The sequence below is a fragment of the Arthrobacter sunyaminii genome, assembly GCF_018866305.1.
Lineage (GTDB): Bacteria > Actinomycetota > Actinomycetes > Actinomycetales > Micrococcaceae > Arthrobacter_B > Arthrobacter_B sunyaminii.
Genome location: NZ_CP076456.1, coordinates 2,775,568 through 2,800,183 on the forward strand (window position 1 = coordinate 2,775,568; position 24,616 = coordinate 2,800,183).

19 protein-coding genes are annotated in these 24,616 nt (G+C 65.5%); 11 read left to right on the forward strand and 8 right to left on the reverse strand.

Annotation, left to right across the window (positions count from 1 at the left end; all coding sequences use genetic code 11):
* The first annotated feature begins 56 nt into the window (after positions 1–56).
* Complete coding sequence (locus tag KG104_RS12490; protein ID WP_207348050.1) at positions 57–1,061, forward strand: ABC transporter permease; 1,005 nt, start codon at positions 57–59, stop codon at positions 1,059–1,061.
* Positions 1,058–2,008: an ABC transporter permease gene (locus KG104_RS12495; RefSeq protein ID WP_207348049.1), complete on the forward strand. Its 951-nt coding sequence runs from the start codon at positions 1,058–1,060 to the stop codon at positions 2,006–2,008. Before KG104_RS12490 ends, KG104_RS12495 begins: the two co-directional genes overlap by 4 nt.
* A 70-nt stretch (positions 2,009–2,078) precedes the next feature.
* On the opposite strand, the gene KG104_RS12500 is transcribed toward KG104_RS12495, so the two are convergent.
* The gene (locus KG104_RS12500; protein WP_207348048.1) at positions 2,079–3,878 is read right to left on the reverse strand and encodes a dipeptide ABC transporter ATP-binding protein; all 1,800 of its coding nucleotides are present in this window, start codon (positions 3,876–3,878) and stop codon (positions 2,079–2,081) included.
* A 152-nt stretch (positions 3,879–4,030) separates the two neighbouring features.
* Between KG104_RS12500 and KG104_RS12505 the strand changes: the two genes are divergently transcribed.
* From KG104_RS12505 to KG104_RS12540, 8 genes are all read left to right on the forward strand, one after another.
* A complete protein-coding gene (locus KG104_RS12505) occupies positions 4,031–5,713 on the forward strand; it encodes an ABC transporter substrate-binding protein (RefSeq protein ID WP_307859004.1) in 1,683 nt (560 codons plus the stop codon).
* A 68-nt stretch (positions 5,714–5,781) separates the two neighbouring features.
* A complete protein-coding gene (locus KG104_RS12510) occupies positions 5,782–7,305 on the forward strand; it encodes a malate:quinone oxidoreductase (protein ID WP_207348047.1) in 1,524 nt (507 codons plus the stop codon).
* A gap of 150 nt (positions 7,306–7,455) precedes the next feature.
* Positions 7,456–10,602 (forward strand): efflux RND transporter permease subunit, encoded by a 3,147-nt coding sequence (locus tag KG104_RS12515; protein WP_207348046.1) that lies wholly within the window; start codon positions 7,456–7,458, stop codon positions 10,600–10,602.
* A 109-nt stretch (positions 10,603–10,711) separates the two neighbouring features.
* Positions 10,712–11,725 carry a hypothetical protein gene (locus tag KG104_RS12520; RefSeq protein WP_207348045.1) on the forward strand — a complete coding sequence of 338 codons (1,014 nt, stop codon included), beginning with the start codon at positions 10,712–10,714 and terminating at the stop codon, positions 11,723–11,725.
* Positions 11,726–11,826: 101 nt separating this feature from the next.
* Entirely contained in the window at positions 11,827–12,642 is an 816-nt protein-coding gene (locus KG104_RS12525) for a hypothetical protein (protein WP_207348044.1), read from the forward strand.
* A 101-nt stretch (positions 12,643–12,743) separates the two neighbouring features.
* Positions 12,744–13,853, forward strand: coding sequence for an LLM class flavin-dependent oxidoreductase (locus tag KG104_RS12530; protein WP_207348043.1), 1,110 nt, complete (start codon positions 12,744–12,746; stop codon positions 13,851–13,853).
* Between the two features lie 9 nt (positions 13,854–13,862).
* Positions 13,863–14,330 (forward strand): MarR family winged helix-turn-helix transcriptional regulator, encoded by a 468-nt coding sequence (locus KG104_RS12535; RefSeq protein ID WP_104052409.1) that lies wholly within the window; start codon positions 13,863–13,865, stop codon positions 14,328–14,330.
* A 42-nt stretch (positions 14,331–14,372) separates the two neighbouring features.
* Positions 14,373–15,284: an oxidoreductase gene (locus KG104_RS12540; protein WP_216202320.1), complete on the forward strand. Its 912-nt coding sequence runs from the start codon at positions 14,373–14,375 to the stop codon at positions 15,282–15,284.
* 13 nt (positions 15,285–15,297) lie between these two features.
* Here KG104_RS12540 and KG104_RS12545 read toward each other — a convergent pair whose 3' ends face one another.
* Both KG104_RS12545 and KG104_RS12550 read right to left on the reverse strand, forming a co-directional pair.
* The gene (locus KG104_RS12545) at positions 15,298–16,815 is read right to left on the reverse strand and encodes an MFS transporter (protein ID WP_237688592.1); all 1,518 of its coding nucleotides are present in this window, start codon (positions 16,813–16,815) and stop codon (positions 15,298–15,300) included.
* Positions 16,812–18,209 carry a M20/M25/M40 family metallo-hydrolase gene (locus KG104_RS12550; protein WP_207348042.1) on the reverse strand — a complete coding sequence of 466 codons (1,398 nt, stop codon included), beginning with the start codon at positions 18,207–18,209 and terminating at the stop codon, positions 16,812–16,814. Before KG104_RS12550 ends, KG104_RS12545 begins: the two co-directional genes overlap by 4 nt.
* Positions 18,210–18,399: 190 nt before the next feature.
* Here KG104_RS12550 and KG104_RS12555 point away from each other — a divergent pair, with 190 nt between their 5' ends.
* Entirely contained in the window at positions 18,400–18,969 is a 570-nt protein-coding gene (locus KG104_RS12555) for a GNAT family N-acetyltransferase (RefSeq protein ID WP_237687191.1), read from the forward strand.
* Here the strand turns inward: KG104_RS12555 and KG104_RS12560 are convergent.
* The 5 genes from KG104_RS12560 to nadA all read right to left on the reverse strand — a co-directional run bounded on the left by KG104_RS12560 (position 18,866) and on the right by nadA (position 24,616).
* Positions 18,866–19,384 carry a universal stress protein gene (locus KG104_RS12560; protein WP_207348040.1) on the reverse strand — a complete coding sequence of 173 codons (519 nt, stop codon included), beginning with the start codon at positions 19,382–19,384 and terminating at the stop codon, positions 18,866–18,868. The genes KG104_RS12555 and KG104_RS12560 overlap by 104 nt on opposite strands.
* A gap of 84 nt (positions 19,385–19,468) precedes the next feature.
* Complete coding sequence (locus KG104_RS12565; protein ID WP_207348039.1) at positions 19,469–20,734, reverse strand: cysteine desulfurase family protein; 1,266 nt, start codon at positions 20,732–20,734, stop codon at positions 19,469–19,471.
* On the reverse strand, positions 20,731–21,621 hold the full coding sequence (gene nadC, locus KG104_RS12570) for a carboxylating nicotinate-nucleotide diphosphorylase (protein ID WP_207348080.1): 891 nt from the start codon (positions 21,619–21,621) through the stop codon (positions 20,731–20,733). Before nadC ends, KG104_RS12565 begins: the two co-directional genes overlap by 4 nt.
* 23 nt (positions 21,622–21,644) lie before the next feature.
* Positions 21,645–23,306 carry an L-aspartate oxidase gene (locus KG104_RS12575; RefSeq protein WP_237688593.1) on the reverse strand — a complete coding sequence of 554 codons (1,662 nt, stop codon included), beginning with the start codon at positions 23,304–23,306 and terminating at the stop codon, positions 21,645–21,647.
* Complete coding sequence (nadA, locus tag KG104_RS12580; RefSeq protein ID WP_207348038.1) at positions 23,303–24,616, reverse strand: quinolinate synthase NadA; 1,314 nt, start codon at positions 24,614–24,616, stop codon at positions 23,303–23,305. The genes KG104_RS12575 and nadA overlap by 4 nt, the downstream gene beginning before the upstream one ends.

Here is a 24,616-nt window from a genome sequence, read left to right on the forward strand (position 1 = left end):
TTCCCTGTTTCTTTTTCCTTCATCCAGCGCCTCGACCACGCTGAGAAAGGACACCTGTGCTGCAAGTCATCGGCAAACGTCTTCTCATGCTGATTCCCACACTCATCGGTTTGTCCATCCTGTTGTTCGTCTGGGTCCGCAGCCTTCCCGGCGGCCCGGCCACCGCTCTGCTCGGCGACAAAGCAACACCGGAGGCGATCGCAAGGATTAACGCCGCCTACGGCTTTGACCGCCCCCTCCTGGAGCAGTACTTCGTCTACGTCGGTAAGCTCCTGCAGGGCGACTTCGGCGTTTCCACGGTCACCGGCCGGCCCGTGCTGGAGGAATTCGCGACCCGTTTCCCCGCGACCCTGGAACTGTCCCTGGTGGCGCTCATCTTTGCCATCGGCATCGGGATCCCGCTTGGCTACCGCGCGGCAACCCACTACGGACGTTTCTGGGATCATTCCTCGGTGGTGCTTTCGCTCGTGGGAATCACCATCCCGGTGTTCTTCCTGGCCTTCATCCTGAAGTGGCTCTTTGCCATCCAGCTCCCCTGGTTTCCCCCGGACGGCAGGCAGAATCCGCGCATTGACGCCACCCACATCACGGACTTTTATGTGCTGGACGGGCTGCTAACCCGGGAATGGGACGCGTCCTGGGACGCGCTGATGCACCTGGTCCTGCCCGGAATTGCCCTGGGCACCATCCCGCTGGCGATCATTGTGCGCATCACCCGCGCCTCCGTCCTGGAGGTTCAGGGCGCTGATTATGTGCGCACCGCGCGCGCCAAGGGCCTGATGGAGAAAACCATCCGCGGCCGGTTCGTCCTCCGCAACGCCATGCTTCCGGTGACCACCACCATTGGACTGCAGACCGGCCTGCTGATTTCCGGTGCCGTGCTGACGGAAACGGTGTTTGCCTTCAGCGGTATCGGCAGATTCCTGCGTGATGCCATCTTCAACCTGGACTATCCCGTGCTGCAGGGATTCATCATTTTCATCGCCATCGCCTATTCATTGATCAACCTGATTGTTGACGTGTCCTATGGCTTCATCGACCCGAGGGTGAGGGTGCAATGAGTACAGTTCTCCCACCGGCTCCCGGCGGCGCCATCCGCCCCGACGAGCCCGCAGCGCCGGTCAAGGCCGACACCCGCGGAACGGGTATGTGGCGTTCCGCCTTCAAGCGGCTGCGCCGCAATCCGGCGGCCATTGCCGGGGCCGTGATTATCGGCCTGTTCATCCTGGTGGCCATTCTGGCACCGGTACTGGCACCGTTCGGCGGTGACGATCTTCCGGGACGGACGGACATCACCCCCACGTCCATCCCCGGGCCCGGCGACATTGACGCCTACCCGCTGGGACTGGACCGGTTCGGCGGCGACGTCCTGTCCAAACTCATCTGGGGCGCCCGCGCTTCACTCATCATCGGTGTCATTTCCACAGCGCTGGGACTGGCGGGCGGCATGCTCCTGGGCATCATCGCCGGCGGAATCGGCGGCTGGGTGGACAACGTCATCATGCGTTTCGTGGACATCCTGCTCTCCGTCCCGAACCTGCTGCTGGCGGTGAGCATTGCCGCCATCCTGGGGCAGAACACCTACGCCATCATGATCGCCATTGGTGTTTCCCAGATCCCGATCTTCGCCCGCCTGCTGCGCTCGTCCATGATTTCCCAGCGCAGCGCCGATTACATCCTTTCGGCGCAGTCCCTGGGCCTGAGCCGGCGCACCATCACCATGAGCCATCTGCTGCCCAACAGCATGGGTCCGGTGATCGTGCAGGGCACCCTGACCCTGGCGACGGCTGTCATTGATGCCGCCGCCCTGTCCTTCCTCGGCCTCGGCGGCGGCAAGCCGCAGACGGCGGAGTGGGGGCGGATGCTGACCTACGCACAGAATGAACTGGCCGTGGCACCGCAGCTGGCGTTCCTGCCGGGCATCTGCATCGCCGTCACGGCCCTGGGATTCACCCTGCTGGGCGAATCCCTGCGGGAGGCCCTGGATCCCAAGACCCGGAAGAAATAGCCGGTCCGCACCACGAGAAAAGCGCCGCTCCTGTTCACAGGGGCGGCGCTTTTCTCGTTCGTCAAGCAGATTAGGAAGCCAGTTCGTCTTCCTCGATGTTCAGCTCGTTGCCCGGAATCGAAGCCAGCAGTTTGCGCGTGTACGGGTGGCGGGGGTTGGAGAAGACTTCCTCCGACGACGCTGCCTCCACCAGTTCACCGTCCTTCATCACGCAGACATAATCCGAGATCAACCGCACCACGGCCAGGTCATGGGAGATGAAGAGGTAGCTCAGTCCCAGTTCTGCCTGCAGGTCCCCCAGCAGTTTCAGGATCTGGGCCTGGACCAGGACGTCCAGGGCAGAGACCGGCTCGTCGCAGACGATCAGTTCCGGCTTGAGCGCCAGAGCACGCGCAATCGCCACGCGCTGGCGCTGCCCGCCGGAGAGCTCCGCGGGGTAGCGGCCCAGCATGGAATGCGGCAGCGCCACCTGGTCCATCAGCTCGCGCACGCGGGCCTCGCGCTCGCTCTTGGAACCCCGCTTGTAGGTTTTCAGCGGCTCGTCCAGGATGCGCTGAATGGTGAACATGGGGTCCAGGGAGGAGTAGGGATCCTGGAAGATCGGCTGCACCCGCTGCCGGAAGTCCCGCAGCTTGGCCTTCTCCAGGGACCCGACGTCGATTCCGTCAAAAGTCATGGTGCCGCTGGTGGGTTCGACCAGCTTCAGCAGCATCCGGGCTGTGGTGGTCTTGCCGGAGCCGGATTCACCGACGATGGCCACGGTACGCCCGCGGGGAATGTCCAGCGTGACGTTGCGGGCAGCGTAGAAGTCCTCGGAACGGCCGCGGATCTTGTAGACCTTGGTCAGATCCCGGATCTCCACAATGTTGTCCGGTGCCGCGGTTTCCGGCGAGCCCGCCGCGGTGACTCCGGCACTGTGCTTCGGTGACGGAACCGCATCAGCCGGGGCACCGCCGTCGTTCACTGGCGTGCTGGTGCCGTCCGAGTGTTCGGCGTACACCTGCTCAGCGAGCCGCAGGCGCTGGGCCGCAGGCGCCTTGAAGGCCCCCGGGCTCAGCCGCACCGCTGCGACGCTGGGCGCCGCCGCCACCAGTGACTGGGTGTAGGGATGCTGGGGATCCTCCAGCAGCTGACGCGCGGGTCCGGCTTCCACCACGAGGCCCCGGTGCATCACGACAAGCTCCGAGGCGCGTTCGGCTGCCAGCCCAAGGTCGTGCGTGATGAGCAGCACCGAGGTTCCCAGCTCCTCGGTCATTTTTCCGATCTGGTCCAGGATGGTCCGCTGCACCGTGACGTCCAGGGCCGAGGTGGGCTCGTCGGCAATCAGCAGCCGCGGCCGGCAGGCCAGCCCAATGGCGATCAACGCACGCTGGCGCATACCGCCGGAGAACTCATGCGGATACTGCTTGGCGCGCTCCGCGGCGTCCGGCAGCCCGGCTGCCGTCAGTACCTCGATGACCTTCCGGTCCACATCCTTGGACGTTGCCATGCCGTGGACCAGCAGGGTTTCCGCAACCTGGGTGCCAATCTTTGTGACCGGGTTCAGGTTGGACATGGGGTCCTGGGGCACCAGTCCAATGGACCGTCCCCTGATGGCACGCATCTTCGCCTCGGGCAGGCCCACCAGTTCCGTGCCGTCAAAGCGGATGCTGCCCTCGGCCACCTTGCCGTTTCCGGGCAGCAGGCCGATGACGGCCATGGCTGTGGTGGATTTGCCGGAACCCGACTCCCCCACAATTGCCAGCGTCCCTCCGCGGGGCAAGGTAAAGGAGGCGTTCTTGACGGCTTGGACTTCTCCGTCGGTGGTGCGGAAATTAACCGCGAGATCCGTCACCTCAAGCAGAGGTGAATCAAGGCTGATTTCAGTCATTTCCCTATCCTGCCCTACTTGCAGGACTGCTGTGAGCCGTGTCTCACCGGCTGTTGCCGGATTTTTATCATTTAGACTGGCAATTCGTATAAATACACCCGATAGAACCAAACGCACCGTTGACGGAGCGTCTCCGGAGGAGAACAACAGCTGTGACAAATTCCGGCATGGGCCGCCGCTCCTTCCTGCGGGCCGGTGCAATGATTGCCGCTGTAACTCTCGCCGGATGCACCGCCGCTCCGCCCGAGGGCACTGCCACGGCCTCAGCGTCGGCGACAGGAAGCGCAACGGGTTCAGAACCCACCGCCACCTTCACCTTCGCCACCGCCGCCCGCCCGTCCACTCTGGATCCGGCCCTGGCGACGGACACTGAAAGCCACCGGGTCACCCGCCAGATCATGGAGGGGCTGGTTGGTGTTGATCCCCTGACCTCTGCACCCACTCCCCTGCTGGCCGAGAGCTGGACCGAATCCGAAGACGGACGCACATACACCTTCACCCTGCGGCGGGACGTCACCTTCCATGACGGCGAGCCGTTCAACGCCGATGCCGTCTGCGCCAACTTTGACCGCTGGTACAACCTGCCTGTCTCCGCACGCGGATCCGGCAACCTTGCCTACAAAGCCGTCTTCAATGCCTTCTCGGACGCCCCCAATTTGGCTGTGTACAAGTCATGCACTGCCATCGACGAGTACTCCGTCAAAATAGATCTGGCCACCCGGCTCAGCGGTTTCATTCCCGCCCTGGCATCGCCGGAATTTGCGATCTCCTCCCCCAAGGCTCTGCAGCAGTTCAAAGCCGACGTGCTGACCGTGGAAAAGGACGGCCAGAAAGTCTCCGACTACGCGCTGCACCCGACAGGGACGGGTCCCTTCACTCTCGAGTCCTGGGAGGGCGACGAGGTGCGGCTGGCCGCCAACCCTGATTACTGGGGTGTCCGCGGGCAAATCGGCACCGTGGTCTTCTCCACCATCAGCAGTCCGGAAAGCCGCCTGCGGGCCCTGAAAACCGGGCAGGTGGACGGCTATGATCTGGTCACCGTGGCGGATGTGGACGATCTCGCCCGCAACGGCCTCCAGATCCTGCAGCGGGACCCCTATTCGGTGCTTTATCTCGGCATCAATCAGGCCTTCCCCGGAATGGATGACCTCAAGATGCGCCAGGCCATCGCCCACTCCATCGACAAGGGCGCGCTCCTGGACGGGCTCTTCCTTAACGGCACCAAGCAGGCGAACCAGTTTGTGCCGGAAAAGCTCGGGGTTTCCTCGGGGTCCGTCACGAACTACGGCTACGATCCCGAGAAGGCCGCCGAGCTGTTCAAGGAAGCCGGCTACGACGGCGCCGAGCTCCCCTTCTACTATCCGCGTCACGTGACGCGGGCCTATCTGCCCACCCCCGAACGGGTGTACGCGGAACTGAGCCGCCAGCTGACCGCTGCGGGGCTGAACATTAAGCCGGTTCCGGTGGAGTGGTCCGATGATTATCTCTCCAGCGTGCAGACCAGCGGGGACCGGGCCCTGCATTTGTTCGGCATCAGCGGCACCTATAACGATCCGGACAACTTTGTGGGCACCCTTTTCGGCAGTTACACCGAAGAGTTTGCCTACGATGACACGCAGTTGCTGAGCAAGATCGACCGGGCACGAACCCTGCAGGAAGGTCCGGAACGCACGGAAGCGTACACCGCGATTACGGACCGAATCTCCACCCGGGTGCCGGCCGTTCCGCTGGCCTTCCCCATTTCCGCGCTGGCCCTGTCCCCCAGGATCGGTTCCTACCCCACGTCGCCGCTGCTCAACGAGGTCTTTAACCGGATCGAGCTTCGGGACGAGTAACGGGCGCGTATTGGTCCGTTGCAAACTGCAGGTGATTTTAGTAAGGCCCCTTGGAGCGATACGCTTCTATGGCTAGCGCCCACGCGACTGGAGATATGAAGTTGACTGCTAATAGCCCGGCGGATACGTCCGCAACAAAAACCGATGTACTGCTGATCGGCGGCGGCATCATGAGCGCGACCCTCGGGGCGTTCCTGAAGCAGCTGGCGCCGGACTGGGACATTTCCCTGTTTGAGCGCCTCGACCGCGCCGGACTGGAAAGCTCGGACCCTTGGAACAACGCCGGAACCGGCCACGCCGCACTGTGCGAACTGAACTACAGCCCCGCAGCTGCGGACGGCTCAGTGGATTCGGCCAAGGCGGTGGGCATCAACGAGCAGTTCCACGTGTCCCGCCAGTTCTGGTCCCATATGGTCTCATCCGGCCATATCTCCAACAGCTTCATCAACCCGCTGCCGCACATGAGCTTTGTGTGGGGTGACGCGCACTCCGAGTACCTGCGCCGCCGGTACGAGTCGCTGAGCGCCCAGCCGCTGTTCAAGTCGATGGAATTCTCCGAAGACCACTCCAAGCTGGCCGAATGGGCTCCGCTGATCATGGAGGGACGCGACCCTTCCCAGCGTGTTGCCGGTTCCCGCGTCGTCGGCGGCACCGACGTCGACTTCGGCGCGCTGACCCGCGAACTGACCGGTTACCTGGCCGGCAGCGGCGTGGAGATGAATTACGGCCACGAAGTCAGCAACGTCACCCGCTCCTCCTCCGGCGGTTGGGATGTCAAGGTCAAGAACCGCGCTACCGGGGCCTCCCGCACGGTGTCCGCACGCTTCGTCTTCATCGGCGGCGGCGGCGGTGCCCTGCACCTGCTCCAGGCCTCCGGCATTCCCGAGGGCAAGGGATTTGGCGGGTTCCCGGTCTCCGGCCAGTTCCTGCGCTCCACTGACGAGTCCATCATTGCCCGCCACAACGCCAAAGTGTACGGCCAGGCCTCAGTGGGCGCCCCGCCCATGTCTGTCCCGCACCTGGACACCCGCTTCGTCAACGGCAAGCGTTCGCTGCTGTTCGGCCCGTACGGCGGCTTCTCCCCCAAGTTCCTGAAGACCGGCTCCTATCTGGACCTGCCTGCTTCGGTGCGGCCGGGCAACCTGGTTCCGATGCTGGCCGTGGCCAAGGACAACATGTCCCTGGTCAAGTACCTGGTCACCGAAGTGATGAAGACCCGCGAGGGCAAGACGAAGGCGCTGCAGGAATTCATGCCGCAGGCGGGTACCGAAGGCTGGGAGCTCATCACCGCCGGGCAGCGCGTGCAGGTCATCAAGAAGGACCCGAAGAAGGGCGGCGTGCTGCAGTTCGGCACCGAACTCATCACCGCAGCGGACGGCTCCATCGGCGCCCTGCTGGGTGCTTCGCCGGGTGCCTCCACGGCCCCGCCCATCATGATCAACCTGCTCAAGCGTGCCTTCCCGCGCGAGTTTGGCGGCTGGGAGCCGAAGATCAAGGACATGATTCCGGGATACGGCGTCAAGCTCAATGAGAACGAGTCCCTGCTGGATGAACTCACCTCTGACACCAACCGTGTTCTGGGCCTGAACTAAGCCGCAGGTACTCTCCGAAAAAGTTTTACCCGTTGGACCGGGCTGACCCATCCGGTCGGCCCGGTCCAACGAACGTTAAGTACCGGAACCGGGTTGGTTTCGGGATGTTTTGCCGATCTGCGTTAGTTCAGCCCTTCCGAAGGCAGGCTCATGGACCGTTTGGCCAAGTTTTCCCTCTCCAACCGGGCGCTCATTGCCCTGATCACGGTGTTCATTGCCGTCTTCGGGGTGATCTCCATGGGATCCCTGAAGCAGGAGCTCATTCCGTCGCTGGAGTTCCCGCAGATCACCGTGATCACCGCACTGCCCGGCGCCTCGCCGGAAGTGGTGGACAAGCAGATCAGCGAACCGCTGGAGGGTGCACTGACCGCGGTGGAAGGCCTGGAGGATTCCTCCGCCACCTCCCGCAACTCGATCTCCACCATCAGCCTGACCTTCGCCTACGGCACCGACCTGGACCGTGCCCGCGGCCAGGTGGACCGCGCCATCTCCAACGCCCGCCAGCTGCTGCCCGATGACGCCAACCCGCAGTCCCTGGCCGGCAGCATCAGCGACTTCCCGATTGTGTACCTTGCGGTCTCCTCGGATGAGCCGCTGGCCGAACTCAATGCCGACCTGCAGCGCCTCACCGTTCCGCGGCTGCAAAAGATCGAAGGGGTACGCACCGCTGAAGTTACCGGCGGATCCACCCGGAGCATTTCCATCCTGCCCGACGAGGCGGCCCTCGCCGCCCTGGGCGTCACGCCGTCGGCGATCTCCTCCGCACTGGAGAACAGCGGCGCCCTGGTGCCCGCGGGTACCGTCGCTGAAGACACCCGCACTCTGTCCATCCAGATCGGCAGTCCGCTGGACAGCTTGGAGAAGGTCTCCGCCCTGCCGGTGGAGTCCACCCGCAGCAGCGGCTCCAACGCTTCCGCGGATCCGGTGACCATCGGCGACGTTGCCTCGGTGGAGATCGTGGAAGACGAGAACACCTCAATTACCCGCACCAATGGACAGCCGACGCTGGCGGTGTCCATCACCAAGACTCCCGCGGGCGACACCGTTGGCATTTCCCACCAGGTGACCGATCTCCTGCCCGCCCTGGAATCAGAGCTCGGCAACGGCGCCAAGTTCACCGTGGTCTTTGACCAGGCCCCGTTCATCGAGGAATCCATCTCCAACCTCACCACCGAAGGCATCCTCGGCCTGGGCTTCGCCGTCCTGGTGATCCTGGTCTTCCTGCTCTCGGTGCGCTCCACCCTGGTCACCGCCGTCTCCATTCCGCTGTCCCTGCTGGTGACCTTCATTGGCCTGCTGGCGTTCGGTTATTCGCTGAACATCCTGACCCTGGGCGCGCTGACCATTGCCATCGGCCGGGTGGTGGATGACTCCATTGTGGTCATCGAGAACATCAAGCGGCACCTGGGGTACGGCACGGACAAGCGGACGGCCATCCTCACCGCTGTGCGAGAAGTCGCCGGCGCCATTACCGCCTCAACCCTGACCACCGTTGCCGTCTTCGCTCCGATCGCCTTTGTGGGCGGGCTGGCCGGTGAGCTATTCCGCCCGTTCGCCATCACCACCTCCCTGGCACTGCTGGCGTCGCTGCTGGTTTCGCTGACCATTGTGCCGGTGCTGGCGTACTGGTTCCTGAAGTCCGGCCAGCCGGTGGCGGACCCGGCGGCGTACCGCGCCGAAGTGGAAGCTCGGGAATCCAAAACCTTCCTGCAGCGCGGCTATGTGCCGATCCTGCGCACCACCCAGCGGCATCCGGTGTACACGGTGGTGGCCGGCGTGATTGTCCTTGCCGCCACGGCGGCGATGACCCCGCTGCTGCAGACGAACCTGCTGGGCGACACCGGGCAGAACACCTTCAGCGTCCGGCAGGAACTGCCCCCGGGTACCTCGCTGGAAACCACCTCCGCCGCAGCCGAAGAGGTGGAGGAGGTGCTCCGCGGCACCGAGGGCGTCAAGGACGTCCAGGTCACCATGGGCACCTCCAGTGCCGGCTTCGCCGCCTTCAGCTCCGGCGGATCCGCGGTGGCCTCCTACACGGTCATCACCGAGCCGGGCGTTGACCAGGTGGCGCTGCGGGAGACGGTTAGCAGCGAATTGGATTCCCTGGACGACGACGCCGGGAACATCACCCTGGGCAGCACCGGCGGCGGTTTCGGCACCTCCAACACGGTGGACATCAGCCTGTCCGCCGGCGATCCGGGTGAACTGCAGCCGGCGGCCGATGAGGTAGTGGAAGCGATGTCCTCGCTGCCTGCCGCAGGTGAAGTCACCAGCAACCTGTCCTCCTCCTCCCCCGTGGTCCAGGTGTCGATTGACCGTGCCAAGGCAGTGGCTGCGGGTTTGAATGAACAGCAGATTGCCGGTCTGGTGGCCTCCACGCTCAGCCCGCTGCCGGCCGGAACCATCCGCATCGGCACCGACGACTTCCCCGTGCTCATCGGCGAAGGAACACAGATCACCAGCGTGGAGCAGCTCAGCCGGGTTCCCGTTCCCGCCGGGTCCGGCACCGTTCCGCTGAGCTCGCTGGCCACGGTTGAGGAAGTGGACGTCCCGACGTCGATATCCTCCTCAGGCGGCGAACGCACCGCCGTCGTCTCAGTGTCCCCGGCGGGAGAGAATCTGGGCGCGGCCATTACCGAGGTCCAGGACAAACTGGCGGAGCTGGACCTGCCCGCCAGCGTCACGGCCACGCTCTCCGGCGCCGCCACCCAGCAGAACGAGTCCTTCACCCAGCTGGGACTGGCACTGCTGGCGGCAATTGCCATTGTCTACGTGATTATGGTGGCCACGTTCAAGTCCCTCATTCAGCCGCTGATCCTGCTGGTATCGGTGCCGTTTGCGGCCACCGGCGCAATCCTGCTGCTGCTGGTCACCGGAGTGCCGCTGGGTCTGCCCTCCCTGGTGGGCATGCTGATGCTGGTGGGCATTGTGGTCACCAACGCCATTGTGCTGGTGGACCTGATCAACCAGTACCGGCGCCCGCACAACGGGGAGCCGGGCATGAACGTGGCCGATGCCATCATGCGCGGCGCCCGGCAGCGGCTGCGGCCCATCCTGATGACCGCGCTGGCAACTGTCTTTGCCCTGACCCCCATGGCCTTGGGTGTCACCGGTGAAGGCGGCTTCATTTCCCGTCCGCTGGCGATCGTGGTGATCGGCGGCCTGGTCTCCTCCACCGTCCTGACCCTCATTCTGGTGCCGGTCCTGTACCGGCTGGTGGAAGGCGCCCGGGAGAAGCGGGCCGGCCGGCGCCGCCACTCGGCGAATCACGCCGCCAACCGTTTAATTAGTGATTGACGCAGGCCGGACCGCGGAGGAGCGTTAGTCTCATGGACGCCCGTTCCCGACCCTTCCAGGGAGCCGCCGTGACGCCCATGAGGTCACTCCGTGGTAGGGGAGGCAGGCTATGGATGACGAAACCAAACCGAAAGCCAATACGCCGTGGTATCGCCGCGGCACGTCCCTGATTCTCACCGTCGGTGCCCTCGCCGCCGCAGCCGCCTCCGTCGTCGGGCTCTGGGACCGTTTCAAACCTGGCGACACCAAAGACGTAGCGACCGTTGAGGTGACCGAAGAGGGCAGGTCGTTGGCGCTTCGTGATTTCATGACGGAAAACCTCGGCGATTACGTGACCCTTGTGCGCGACAGTGAGGGCGCCGCGGCTCATCATGTACGCATCAACGGCGCGGCCGAGGCGTCCCTTGCCGTGGTCCCCTCTCTCCCGCCGACGCCGGCGGTGCCCGGGATATCACCCGTTCCGCCTGAACCCGCCGTACCCACCGGATCATCCGACACCGGTACCGGTGGATCCAGTGGCCCCAGTGAGTCAGCCACCGAATCGACGGACCCGGAGAATCCTTCCACGAGCCCTCCCGGCACAGTTACGGACGTAGTGCTGGAGAACACTGCCAGGGACGTTGGGGGAATCCTTTTTAATGACCCAGGCTACTTTGAGCCATCCGACATGAAAATCTTCCTACAAGCTGCCCCGGCCCAAGACGCTCCGCCGGCAGATCCGGCTGCGCAAGAGTTCTTCGAAGATGCGGTTGCCCAAACGTCTTCTGAAGATGCGGCTCCACAGATCATCGAAGCCCTCAATGTGGTCGAGGGAACATATGATGCCAGTCCGGAACCGCGCGGCTGGGTGATTCCCGTGAATCTGAGCTTTGAGAAGCTGTCTGGGGAGAAGCTCTCCCTCACCTGGTCCCTCGAAGGCATTGATGTGCCCCAATCCTGGTCCGGTGACAAACTTGCCTACAGAGTGCAGGCCAAGACAGACCAGGCTTCTTCATCAACGGAGGAGATCTGGGTTCCGGATCTCATGGTGCCGGGCACCTATCAACTCAATGTGAAACTAGTCAAGGAGACGGATAGGGACTTCGTCGTTGCGGAGGATTCGTCGGGGTTGCTAAACCAGTAGCGGGATCGGCTTTTCTTCATCCGGACTAGGCGCACACCTTTGCGCAGCTGGGCGATTCAGCCGCTAGGGTGGGACGACTGTTTACGATTCCCGGAGGAACCATGAGAAAAGCCGTCGCCGTTTCTGCCCTTGCCCTGGTGTTCGTCACCGGATGCAGCTCGGGTGCCGCGGAGCCCGACGGACTGTCTGCCTCCGACCCCGGACCTGCCGCACCGTCTGCCGCACCTGCAGTTGCAGCAGCGGCACAGGGCTCGGACGAGCAGACATGCTCCGAGCTCCTCGGGACCAACGGTAAAGGTCCTCTCTACCGGGCCATCTATCTCCTCAAGATTGGTGACGGAACGAGCGGCTTCGGGGGAAGTGCCGAAACCGCTCGCGACCTGAGCGAGGAAATCCGCGGCATAACCGGCCGCGCCCCACAGGACATGGAAGCCGCATTGGAAGAGCTGGCCTCCCCCATGGACGCCGCCATCCAGCGGGCTGAGAACCCGAACTCTGCCTGGAACGTCAACGTCGAGACGTGGAAAAGTGCCGTCGCGGAACTTTTGACCCGCTGCGCACCCTATGAGACCGCTACGGACAGTGCGGCATCCACATCGGCATCCCCCGCGGTCCCTGCCCAGGTCACCGCGGACACAACCAGCGCCGCCTACCCCGGTTACCCGTTGATCGTGGACGCCGCATCTCTGGACTACCGGGTCGCCGCGTGGTTCAGCGGCAGACTCATCGACGGCCGGGTTACTGCTCTTGCGCCGGGGCTCTACGCGCCGTATGACCCCAATGTCCCCGATCTGTCGTCCTACTACAGCGCGGACCGGGCGGTCGGAGACGGAGTCATGAAGCACATCGTCTTCCCCGGCTCCGGAAACGCCGCCATATGGTCAGCAGTTCGGCCCGGGAGCCAGGAACCCCGGTAAGCATCCTGGCGCCGGGAATGTTCCACGGTTGAGCATCGTTGTCGAACATGTAGATGCAAATGCATATACTTGTAGCTGCACCAGCCACATCGGAGGACACCATGCAGATCGGCGTATTCAGCGTCAGCGACATCACCCGCGATCCCGTCACCGGACGGATCCCCACGGAGGGCGAACGGATCAAGGCCGCCGTCGCCATCGCCAAGAAGGTCGAAGAAATCGGCATGGATGTCTATGCCACCGGTGAGCACCACAACCCGCCGTTCTACGCTTCCTCCCCCACCACGCTGCTGGGCTACATTGCGGCGCAGACCGACCGGATCATTCTCTCCACGGCCACCACGCTGATCACCACCAATGATCCGGTGAAGATCGCCGAGGACTTTGCCATGCTCCAGCACCTCGCCGACGGCAGGGTGGACCTGGTCCTGGGCCGCGGCAACACCGCTCCGGTCTATCCCTGGTTCGGCAAGAACATGCAGGACTCGGTGGAACTGACGGTGGAAAACTACAACCTGCTGCGCCAGCTCTGGGACAAGGAGACGGTGAACTGGGAGGGCAAGTTCCGGACCCCGCTGCGCAACTTCACCGCCACGCCGCGCCCGCTCGACGGCGTTGCCCCCTTTGTGTGGCACGGTTCCATCCGCACGCCGCAGGTTGCGGAGATTGCTGCCTACTTTGGCGACGGCTTCTTCGCGAACAACATCTTCTGGCCGAAGGAGCATTACATGCAGCTCATCAGCCTCTACCGCGAACGCTACGAGCACTACGGCCACGGCCGAGCCGACCAGGCGATCGTGGGTCTGGGCGGACAGTTCTTCATGCGCAAAAACTCACAGGACGCCGTCAATGAGTTCCGGCCGTACTTTGACAACGCTCCCGTCTACGGCCACGGCCCCAGCATGGAGGACTTCACGGCGCAGACTCCGCTGACCGTCGGCAGCCCGCAGGAGGTCCTTGAAAAGACCCTGTCCTTCCAGGAGTACTTCGGCGATTTCCAGCGCCAGCTGTTCCTGATTGACCATGCGGGCCTGCCGCTGAAGACCGTCCTGGAGCAGCTTGATCTGTTCGGCGAATATGTGCTGCCGGAGCTCAGGCGTGAATTCGATGCCCGGCGTCCGGCAGATGTTCCCGAGGGGCCCACCCACGCCGCACGGGTAGCCGCAGCTCAGATGTCGTCACGTTCCGCCCCTGCCCCAACTCTTCAGTAGGCTAAAGACATGTCCCTGGATACCAGCAGCACCCCCGTTCGACAGGCAGCCGAGGCCTGGGAGTCCCTCTTCCGGACCCAAGTGGGAGTGATGCGCCGCCTGCAGCGGGATCCGGCCTTCAAGGAACTGTCCATGCGGGAGTATGACGTCCTGTTCAACCTCACCCGCTGCCCCACCGGCTGGATCCGCCTCAACGAGCTCAATGAGCACCTGCTGATCAGCCAGCCCAGCCTCAGCCGCATGGTGGAACGGATGGAAGCGAAAGGGCTGGTGCAGCGCAGGCCTGCCCAGCACGACCAGCGCGGTGTGGAGCTTTCCCTGACGGAGGAAGGGCTTGCCCTGCAGCGGCGGCTGGGCCGGGCACATGTGCGCGGCATCTACGAGCTGTTGACGCCGGCACTCACCGAGGCCGAACTGGCGGAGCTAAAGTCACTGACGGACAAGGTGCTGGCCAGCCTGGCGGACAGCGACAGCTAGGCAGCGCTGAAGCACCCCTACCCGAACGGCGGCGGGAGCCAAGTGGAGAACTACAGCATCGAGTCCATCCCGGACCTGTCCGGAACCACCGCCGTCGTCACCGGCGCCAACAGCGGACTGGGCTTGCAGACCTCGCTCGTCCTTGCCGCCAAAGGTGCCCGCGTGGAACTGGCCTGCCGGGACCGGCAGCGCGGTGAGGCTGCGCAGACGCGGATCCGCACCGAAACCGGAAACAGCGACGTTCATCTGCGGCAACTGGACCTCGCCTCCCTGAAATCCATTCGCCGGTTCGCAGCGGATCAGGACGGGCCGGTGGACCTGCTGATCAACAACGCCGGGGTCATGGCCACGCCGCACCGGACCACCGCTGACGGATTTGAACTGCAGTTCGGCGTCAACCATCTGGGCCACTTTGCCCTGACCGGCCTGCTGCTGCCGGCGCTGCGCCAGGCTCCGGCCGCGCGCGTCGTCACCGTTTCCAGCTTGGCCCACCGCGGGGGCCGGATCGATTTCGAGGACCTCGCTGCGCAGCGCCGGTACCGCCCCTGGGTGCGGTACAACCAGAGCAAGCTGGCCAATCTGCTGTTCACTTTCGAATTCCAGCGACGGCTCCAAGCACACGGAGAAAAGCTGATCGCGGTCGCGGCCCATCCCGGTTTTACCAACACCAACCTCACCTCCGGCATGAATCACCCGGCCACTCTGGACATCTTAGGTTCGTTCTTCCGCCTGCTGGGCCAAAGTGGGGCACTCGGAGCGCTGCCTACGCTGTACGCGGCAACTGCCCCAGGGGTCCGGGGCGGGGAGTTTTACGGCCCGGGTGGTCCGGGCCAACTCCGCGGGCGGCCCGTGCTCGTAACACCGGCTCCGCAGGCCTTGGATCCGAATACGGCACGCCGCCTCTGGGACGTCAGCACCGAACTCACGGGCGTCCGTTTCCCCGGCCTCGACTAACGCCGTCGAACATCTAGCCGTTTGCGCCCCGGCCCTCCGGCGGTACGGAGATCCCAGGATCCGCCGCCGTCAGCGGCGGATCAGCGAAGGCGAGCCGCGGCACCAGGAGTAGCAGTCCGGCAGCAATGAACCCGGTCACCGAACACACGGCCCAAACCACCAGATAGCCCGACAGCGGTGCCGCCGTTTCCGCTCTTTGGGCCCCGCCTGCCAAGGCATCCGCAGCGGCGCTGGCCAGTGCAATGCCGAACACGGCAGAGGCGAACGAGCCGCCGATGGTTTTGGTGGTGTTGGTCAGCCCGGTGGCCATGCCCGTGCGGTTGGGCGGGGCTGCTGCGGCGGCGGCCGACGGCAGCGCCGCCACGAGTGCCCCCGATCCCAGCCCGGCAACGATCATGTTGGTCAGGGTCTGAGCCAGCGTGTCGTGGAACGGCAGGAACAGCAGGTAACCAAATCCCACCAGGGCTGCCGCACCGCAGAGGGTCAGCCGCGGCGTGACGTACCGCGAGACCACCGGGAACAGCAGGGCGCCGATCAGCACGGACAACACGTAGGAGCCGATGATGATGGACACATCTCCGGCATCCAGCCCCAGGCCGTAGCCATGCATCTGCCGGTCAGTGCGGGCGAAGGTGGACATGGGAGCCTGGGCTCCGAGCACCGAGATGCCAAACAGTCCGGCGGTGAGCTGCACCGGCCACATGGCCGGATCCCGCAGCATCCGGAAGTCCACCAGCGGATCCGTGCGGCCCAGTTCCCAGCGGACAAACGGCACAAACGCCGCCGCTCCTGCCAGCAGGATCCCCCAGACCCACCAGGTGCCCGGGCCGTTGATCCGCAGGAAGCTCAAACCCGAGGTGAGCAACAGCAGCCCGGAGGCCAGCAGCAGGAAGCCCCTGCCGTCCAGGATGCCGCCGGCCCGCTCAGGAGTTTCCGGAACACCGAACTGCACGGCGGCAATGCACAGGGTTACGGCCACCGCCGGAATCATGAGCGTCAGCTGCAGCCGTCCGGCAAAGACCTCCACCAGGACACCGGCGGCCAGCGCACCGGCAATGACTCCGAACTGCAGGGACCCCACGAGGACACCGGCGGCTTTGCGGGTCAGGGCAGCGCCGCCCGGAGCCGCGGAGGCACGGCTGAAGATCAATGCGATTTCCAGCGGCAGCCACACCACGTAGAAGCCCTGCAGCGACCATGCGGCCAGGAAGGTCCAGAAGTCAGGGGCAAAGGCGACGCCCCAGGACGCCGCCGCCGTCAGGACGGTGGAGACCAGCAGGATCCGCTTGTGCCCGTAGATGTCACCGAGTTTGGCGAGCACGGGAACGGCGAGCGCGCTGAGCATCAGCTGGGCGGCTTCAAACCAGTTGACGTCGCCGTCGTTGATCCCCAGGTTCCGCGCAATGTCGGTGAGGATGGGCGTGTAATACCCCTGGAGGATGCCGGAGGTGATTTCCACCAGGGCCAGGAAGAGCACCACCGGTCCCAGCGAGCGCAGGCTGCGGTGCCCGACGTCGGCGGCCCGCTTCACTGCCTGTCCCCGAGGGTGCGCAGCAGCCGGGTGTAGAAGAGGATTCCTTCGCCGAAAGTCTCAATACACAGGGACTCGTTGTCCGCGTGGATGTTCGCGCGGTCCTGTCTGCCCATCCGAAACGGAGCAAACCGGTACACGGCATCGCAGATACCGGTGAAACGGCGGGAATCGGTACCTCCAAGCATGATGTACGGAGCGGTCACGGCGTCCGGGAACACCGCCGCAATGGCCTGTTCCAGCAGGGCGAACTGGGCATTGTCCGTGGCGGAGACCGGTGCCGGCTCGTTGCCTTCGACCACCCGCAGGGAAACCGAGGAATCGGCGATGATCCTCCCCAGCCGCTGCACCGTGCCGGCCACCGTTTCCCCCACTGCAACGCGGATGTTGGCGTTGGCCGTGGCCCGGGACGCGATGACGTTGGAGGCGGAGCTGCCCCGCAGCTGCGTGACAACCACGGTGGTGCGGGTCAGGGCCCCGGGCTCGCCTCCCATGCGGGCCAGCACCCGGGTCAGCGGCCTCCGGAAGATGCGCAGGTTGCCGAACACCAGCCGCGCCGGAAACCGTGCCGACGAGGCCAGCCGGCCGATCATCTCCACTGTGGGCTCGGGCAGGACTGCGGGCAGCGGTTTGGCGTCCAGGCGGGTGATGGCACGGGCCAGTCGTGCAGTGGCTCCGCCGCGGTGCGGCGTGGAGGCATGACCGCCGGCATCCTCGGTGGACAGCTCCACGTCCAGAATGCCTTTCTCGGAGACTCCGACCACCGCCACCGGACGGTCCACAAAGGGAAAGGCCTGCCCGGCCACGGCACCGCCTTCATCGAGCACCAGCCAGGGGCGGATGCCGCGGTCTTCCAGCAGTGCGGCGGCCGCTCCGGCGGTGTCGCCGGCGGTTTCCTCATTGTTCCCGAAAGACAGATAGATATCCCGCACCGGAACGAAGTCCTCGGCCAGCAGCTGTTCCACCGCTTCGAGGATGGCGGTCAGGGAGCCCTTGTCATCCAGTGAACCCCGGCCCCAGATACGGCCGTCCGCAATCTCTCCGGAAAAGGGCGGATGTGTCCACGACGCCGGGTTTTCCACCGGAACCACGTCGTAATGGGCCATCAGGACCACCGGCCCTTGCCCCTCACCCTGCGATCCCGGCCAGCGGTACAGCAGTCCGTGCCCGTTAACCCGTTCCCGCGACAGCTTCTCGTGGACCAGAGGAAACAGTTCGGGCAGGGCATCAATAAAACCGTCAAACTCTTCGATGCTGACTTGCTGCGGGTCACGGGAGGAGACGGTCCGGTAGGTAATAAGCCGGGAGAGCTTGGGGGCCGCTTCGGTGCCGATGGAGAGCGCCTGCCCGCCGGCGGTTTCCCGCACGCGGGATGACGTGGATTTGATGTGCATGCGCTGAGTGTAACGGGCATCACATAGGACCCGGTTGAGGTAGCCTTACTGCCACACCGCAGCCGTCGTCGCACATCAGGAGAATGAAATGACCAGTGCCACGGTCCTTGTTCGATCCCCGGTTGAACGCGATGCTCCCCGGCTGGCCGACATCCACATCTCGGCGTGGCGGGCTGCCTACCGGAAGGTCATGTCCGACGAGTATTTGGACGGCCTGAATCCCGAGGCGCAGACCAGAGGTTGGCGGCGGAACATTACCGAGCCCAGGTCTGGAACCTTCCATTTGGTCGCGGAAACGGACAGCGGGGTTGCCGGTTTCTGTATTTTCGGGCCCGCTGAAGGCGCGGCGGAATCGGATTCCGAGTCAGCCTCAGCATCAGCAACGGGTCAGCTGTATGCAATCAACGTGCATCCGGATTCATGGGCACAGGGTGTCGGCTCGGCCCTGTTTGCCGCGGCGGAAGAAAAACTCCTGTCACTGGGATACACCAGGGCGTTCCTGTGGGTTGAAGCGAGCAATAAAAGGGCCATAGATTTCTACACCCGGCGGGGTTGGCTGGACGACGGCGGAACCCTGCAGGACACCCGGTTTGATCCGCCCGTGTCAGAGCGCCGCCACAGCCGGGACCTGCTTTCGGAAGTCGCGAGCGTGTCGTTCAATCACCTGGACTTTGCCACGGCAGCAACCCGTCGTCGAGGACCGGGTGCAACGGAACAGCCACCACCGGACGGTGCTGATGGTGGGCAAGCTGAACCATGACGGAGGTGGTGAAAAACTCTTCAATTGAACCCCGGAAACCTGATTCGCGTGTGCCGACAACGATCATAGCCGCGTCCAGTTGGTCGGCCAGCCGGGCAAGCTCCTGCACTGGACCACCGGCCAGTGCACGGACGGACCACGTTACGGGGTGCGAATCCAAGGCTCCCGCAATCTCTGCCCGAAGTCCGGGATCGAACACCTGGGTCTCTTCGAAAGGCAGGTCGGGATTGATGGGCTCGGACACCACCGTTCCGTCGGCTCGTTGCTTGACTTCCTCGCTGGAGGCGTCGACAGTGGCGCAGACCAAGTCCGCCCCGAGCCTGTCGGCTAACCCTCCCGCTACGTCGACCACCGCGGCAGCCGTACCGGGCACGACACCCACCAGGACCTGCGGCTTGGAATTGGGGCTGGTCATGATGTTGACTCCTTCTCTGGGACCGTCCATGAGTCTCATGTTGTACAGCTAAGGTGTCACAGCACTTCGAGCATGTGTACCGGTTTAGAGCACCATCTGCCTCATGAGGCGCGGATTGCTGGCGGGCGCTTGACTCGTTGGGCCTTGCCCGCTGCAAGCTGGCGCCGGCGCCAGTCCCCCCACTGCTTCGACGGCGGCGGCGACCGCCCGCGCGGCCCGGTCGACGTCGTCCTCCGTGAGGGCAGCCGTAAACGTAAACCGCACGGCCGTCTGCGCAGTTGCCCGATCCAGCCCCATCGCCGTGAGTACAGCCGACGGTTCATCGGATCCGGCGGCACAGGCCGAGCCGCTGGAACACAGCACTCCGGCCCGTTCCAGTTCCAATAACACCGCTTCCCCCGAGGTGCCCGGAAAGCAGAATGAGGCGTGACCGGGCAGCCGTTCGCTCCGGTGACCGGTGAGCAGGGCGCCGGGAACGTCTCGCAGCACGGCATCGATCAGCTTGTTCCGGAACGTCACCGTGTGCCGGGCGGCGTCGTCGCGCTCCGCTGCGGCCAGCGCCAGCGCCGCAGCCATCCCCACGGCCCCGGCCACATTCTCGGTCCCGGAACGCCGGCCGCGCTCCTGTCCTCCCCCGTGCATCACCGGCTCAAGTGCCGGCGCTCCGCGCAGGTACAGCAGCCCGATCCCCTTGGGCGTCCCCAGCTTGTGTCCGGACAGGCTCAGCGCGTCCACCCCCAGGCGAGTCACATTCAGGTCCAACCAGCCGCCGGCCTGAACCGCGTCCGTGTGGAACGTCACGCCGGCCGCACGGCAGCGGGCGGCAATCTTACGCACGGGCTGGATGGTGCCGACTTCATTGTTGGAGTACATCACCGAGCAGAGGACCGTCTGGGGCGTCAGTGCCGCACTTACTGCCTCGGGGTCCACCCGGCCTGTCCCGTCCACCGGCAGCAGCGTCACGCTGAAACCGTGGCGTCGCTGGAGGTAATCCAGGGATTCCAGCACCGCGGGATGCTCGACGGCGGTGGAGACCAGGTGGGGAGCAGCACCTGCGCCTTCCTGCGCCGGACGGTCCCGCCGGGCCAGGCGGTCCATCCCCGCCAGGGCCAGGCCTTTCACTGCGAGGTTGTCCGCTTCGGTGCCGCCGGAGGTGAAGATGATTTCCCCGGGGCGGCAGCCGAGCACCCGGGCCGCTGTCTCCCGGGCTGCCGTCAACGCCCGGGCGGCGGATTCCCCGGCCGAGTGCGAGCTGGAGGGATTGCCGAATTCCGTGGTGAGGTACGGCCACATGGCCTCCAGCACTTCGCGCCGCGGCGGAGCGGTGGCGGCCGCGTCCAGGTAAATCACCTCAGGTCCAGTCCCAGGTCCAGGGCCCGGACGCTGTGGGTCAGCGCTCCCGCGGAAATCAGGTCCACCCCGGTGGCGGCTATCTCGGCGACGGTTTCCAGCCGGACATTGCCGCTGGCTTCGGTGAGGGCACGGCCGCCGATCAGCTCAACGCCGCGGCACAGATCCGCCGGGGAGAAGTTATCCAGCAGCACGGTGTCCGCGCCGCCGGCCAGCGCGGCTTCGATCTGGTCCAGCCGGTCCACCTCCACCTCGAAGTGCACGGTGTGCGGCAGCCCCGCTTTGGCTGCTGCCAGTGCCTGCGCCAAATCCATGTTCCCGGCGGCCAGCAGCGCCAGGTGATTGTCCTTGGCCATCACCGCATCGGAGAGGCTGAACCGGTGGTTGTGCCCGCCGCCGCACCGGACCGCGTGGCGTTCCAGGATGCGCAGGCCCGGCGTGGTCTTGCGGGTATCCGTAATCCGGGCGGATGTGCCGGCTGCCTGCGCAACAAACGCCGCGGTGAGGGTGGCGATGCCGCTGAGCCGCTGCGCCAGGTTCAGGGCCACCCGTTCACCCGTGAGCACCGCGCGGGCGGGCCCGCTGATTTCCGCCAGAACGGTTCCGGCTTCGAAGGACTCGCCGTCCCGGACCGGGAACTGAACTGATGTTTGGGCAGAGGCGAGCCGGAACGCTGCTTCGATGACCTGGGTTCCGCAGAAGATGCCGGGTTCGCGGGCGGTGAGGACGGCCGAGGCCCGGGCTTCCACCGGGACCAGGAGTTCGGAGGTGATGTCCCCCCACGGTGCGTCTTCTGCGAGCGCCGCGGCAACGATGCGGTCCACGGCATCCTGCGGAACAGGTGCCGGCACATAAGACTGACGGGGAAGCGCTGTGCTGGTGGTCATGGAGGTGTTTCCCTTCGGGGAGCTCATGCGGTGAAGTGCAGGGTTTCGCCGGCGGCTTGCAGGCCGGCGGCTTCCTCAGCCGGGCGGATCCCGGCGTCGGTCCGGTAGTGGGCGCCCACGGATTCGGTGCGCCGCCGTGCAGCGGCCAGGAGCAGCCGTGCGCAGGTCAGCAGGTTCGCGTCTTCCAGCACCCGCACTTCCGGTGCCAAAAGGTTCGTTACCGTGGTCCCCGCCGCGTCCCGCTGCCAGCGGGCGACCTGGGCGGCGGCGGCAGCCAGCCCGTCGGCGCTGCGCAGCACCCCGGCCCGGGCGGACATGAGTTCCTGAAGGGCAGCACGGCTAAAAGCAGGCCCCTTCCGGCCCGCGTCCCCGGGGACAGGACCTTCGCCTCCGGGGACAGGAGCTTCCCCTTCCGCGGCCGGTCCGGAGGCAGGCAAGACAGTGGGCAGGGCCGCGGGAAAGGCCCCGGTTTGCCGGTCCGCCACCGCTGCGGCGCCGGCCCGGGCGCCGAACACCAGTCCCTCCAGCAGGGAATTGGAGGCCAGCCGGTTTGCGCCGTGCACACCGGTGCAGGCACACTCGCCGGCAGCGTACAGCCCGGGCACCGTGGTGCGGCCCCAGAGATCGGTGGACGCTCCTCCCATCCAGTAGTGGGCAGCGGGAACCACGGGCAGCAGGTCCCGTTCCCAGTCCAACCCGTGACTTCGGGTCATGGCATCCAGGCCGGGAAAGCGCCGGGCCAGATACCCGGGACCGCGGGCGGCTGCAACGCCGGTGGCATCCAGCCAGACGCATGGTTCCCCGCTGTCCAGCAGATAAGCGCTGACGGCCCGGGAGAGGACGTCGCGCGGAGCCAGTTCAGCGTCCGGGTGGGCGGCCCGGGCAGCCAGGCCGGCCAGCAGGAAACGTTCCCCCGCGGCATTGCGCAGTACCGCCCCCTCGCCGCGGACCGCCTCGGAAATCAGCGGATTCCCCGGCACGTCCAGCGAGGTGGGATGAAACTGGAAAAACTCAAGATCTTGCACTGCGGCACCGGCACCGGCCGCCAGGGCCACGCCGTCGCCCGTTGCCGAGTCCGGATTGGTGGTGTGTGCGTACAGGGCGCCCGCTCCCCCGGCTGCGAGGATCACCGCGTCGGCCGCGAGCGGCGCCAGCACGCCGTTCCGGAGCACCTTCACTCCCTTGACGCCGCCCGGTTCGAGCAGCAGTCCGGCGGCAAAGACGTGCTCCGCGACGGCGATCCTCGGTTCCTCGGCCACGGCCTGCAGCAGCGCTGCGGCAATGCCGGCTCCGGTGCTGTCGCCGTTGACATGCAGGATCCGCCGGGCCGAGTGCGCCGCTTCCCGGCCCAGCGCCAGCACCCCCGCCGGATCACGGTCAAAGGGTGTGCCCAGTTCCAGCAGGCGGCGGATCTGTTCGCCGGCTGCTGAGCAGAGAACCCGCACCGCTTCGGCGTCGCCCCTCCCGGCACCGGCGGCCAGCGTGTCCGCCGCGTGCGCGTCCGCCGTGTCTCCGGGCGCCGCAGCTTCCGGCACGACGGCGGCGATTCCGCCCTGCGCCAGCCAGGTGTTGGACTGCTGCACCGTACCCTTGGCGAGCACGGTTACTTCGGCCGTCGGGTCCTCCTGCACCGCACTCAGGGCGGCCATCAGCCCGGCAATTCCGGCGCCGACGACGGCGATCACGGCCGTGCCGCCAGCATCCGTTCCAGCGCGGTGCGGGCCGGCACGGCAACGGTGGCGGGAACCGTGATCCGGTTCAGGACCTCGCCCCGGACCAGGCCCTCCAGCACCCAGGCGAGGTAGCCGGGATGGATCCGGTACATCGTGGAGCAGGGACAGATCACCGGGTCCAGGCAGAAGATGGTGTGCTGGGGATACTGCGCCGCCAGCCGGTTGACCATGTTGATTTCGGTGCCGATGGCAAAGGTACTGCCGTCCGGGGCGGCGTCGATGGCCTTAAGGATGTAGTCGGTGGAGCCTGCCTCATCGGCGGCGTCCACCACGGGCATGGGGCATTCCGGGTGCACAATCACCCGCACTCCGGGGAAGTCGGCGCGGGCCTTTTCGATCTGGGCTACGGTGAAGCGTTTGTGTACCGAGCAGAAGCCGTTCCACAGCAGCACCCGTGATTGGCGCAGCTGCTCCACGGTGTTTCCGCCCAGCGCCAGCCGGGGGTTCCACGTAGGCATGGCCTCCAGCGGGATCCCCATTGCCTTGGCGGTGTTCCGGCCCAGGTGCTGGTCCGGGAAGAAGAGCACCCGGCGCCCGCGTTCGAAGGCCCATTCCAGCACGGCTGCGGCGTTGGAGGAGGTGCAGACAATGCCGCCGTTCTCGCCGCAGAAACCCTTCAGCGCGGCCGAGGAGTTCATGTAGGTGACCGGGATGACGGGAAGCCGGCCGTCGTCGTCGGGCTCTGACCCGAAGAGTTCGGTGAGCTGGCCCCAGCACGCGGTCACCGAATCGATGTCCGCCATGTCCGCCATGGAGCAGCCGGCGGCGAGATTGGGCAGCACCACGGCCTGGTCCGGTCCGGAGAGCAGGTCAGCGGTTTCAGCCATGAAGTGGACGCCGCAGAAAATGATGGCTTCGGCATCGGGCTTGGACTTCGCCGCCTTGGCCAGCTGAAAGGAATCACCCACAAAGTCCGCGTGGCGGATCACTTCGTCCCGCTGGTAGAAATGGCCCAGAATAACGGCCCGCCCGCCGAGCTTTTCCTTGGCGGCTTCGATCCGCCGGTGCAGCTCGGCGTCTGACGCCTGCCGGTAATCCTCCGGCAGGCTGCCCTGCCGGGGCGTGGCGGGGGGCGCCGAATCATGCATCGAGGCGCCGGGACCGTAGTCCGGCAGCCGGGCGCCGTCGAATTCCCACGGCGGCATGGCCAGAGCCGGCGTGCAGGTGGATGTCGAGGATTGTCCATTGGCGGCAGCCGCGGCCGAAATCAGTTCAACGGCCGTGGCGACACTGGGCGTCGAGGTACCGGGGGCATTACTCAT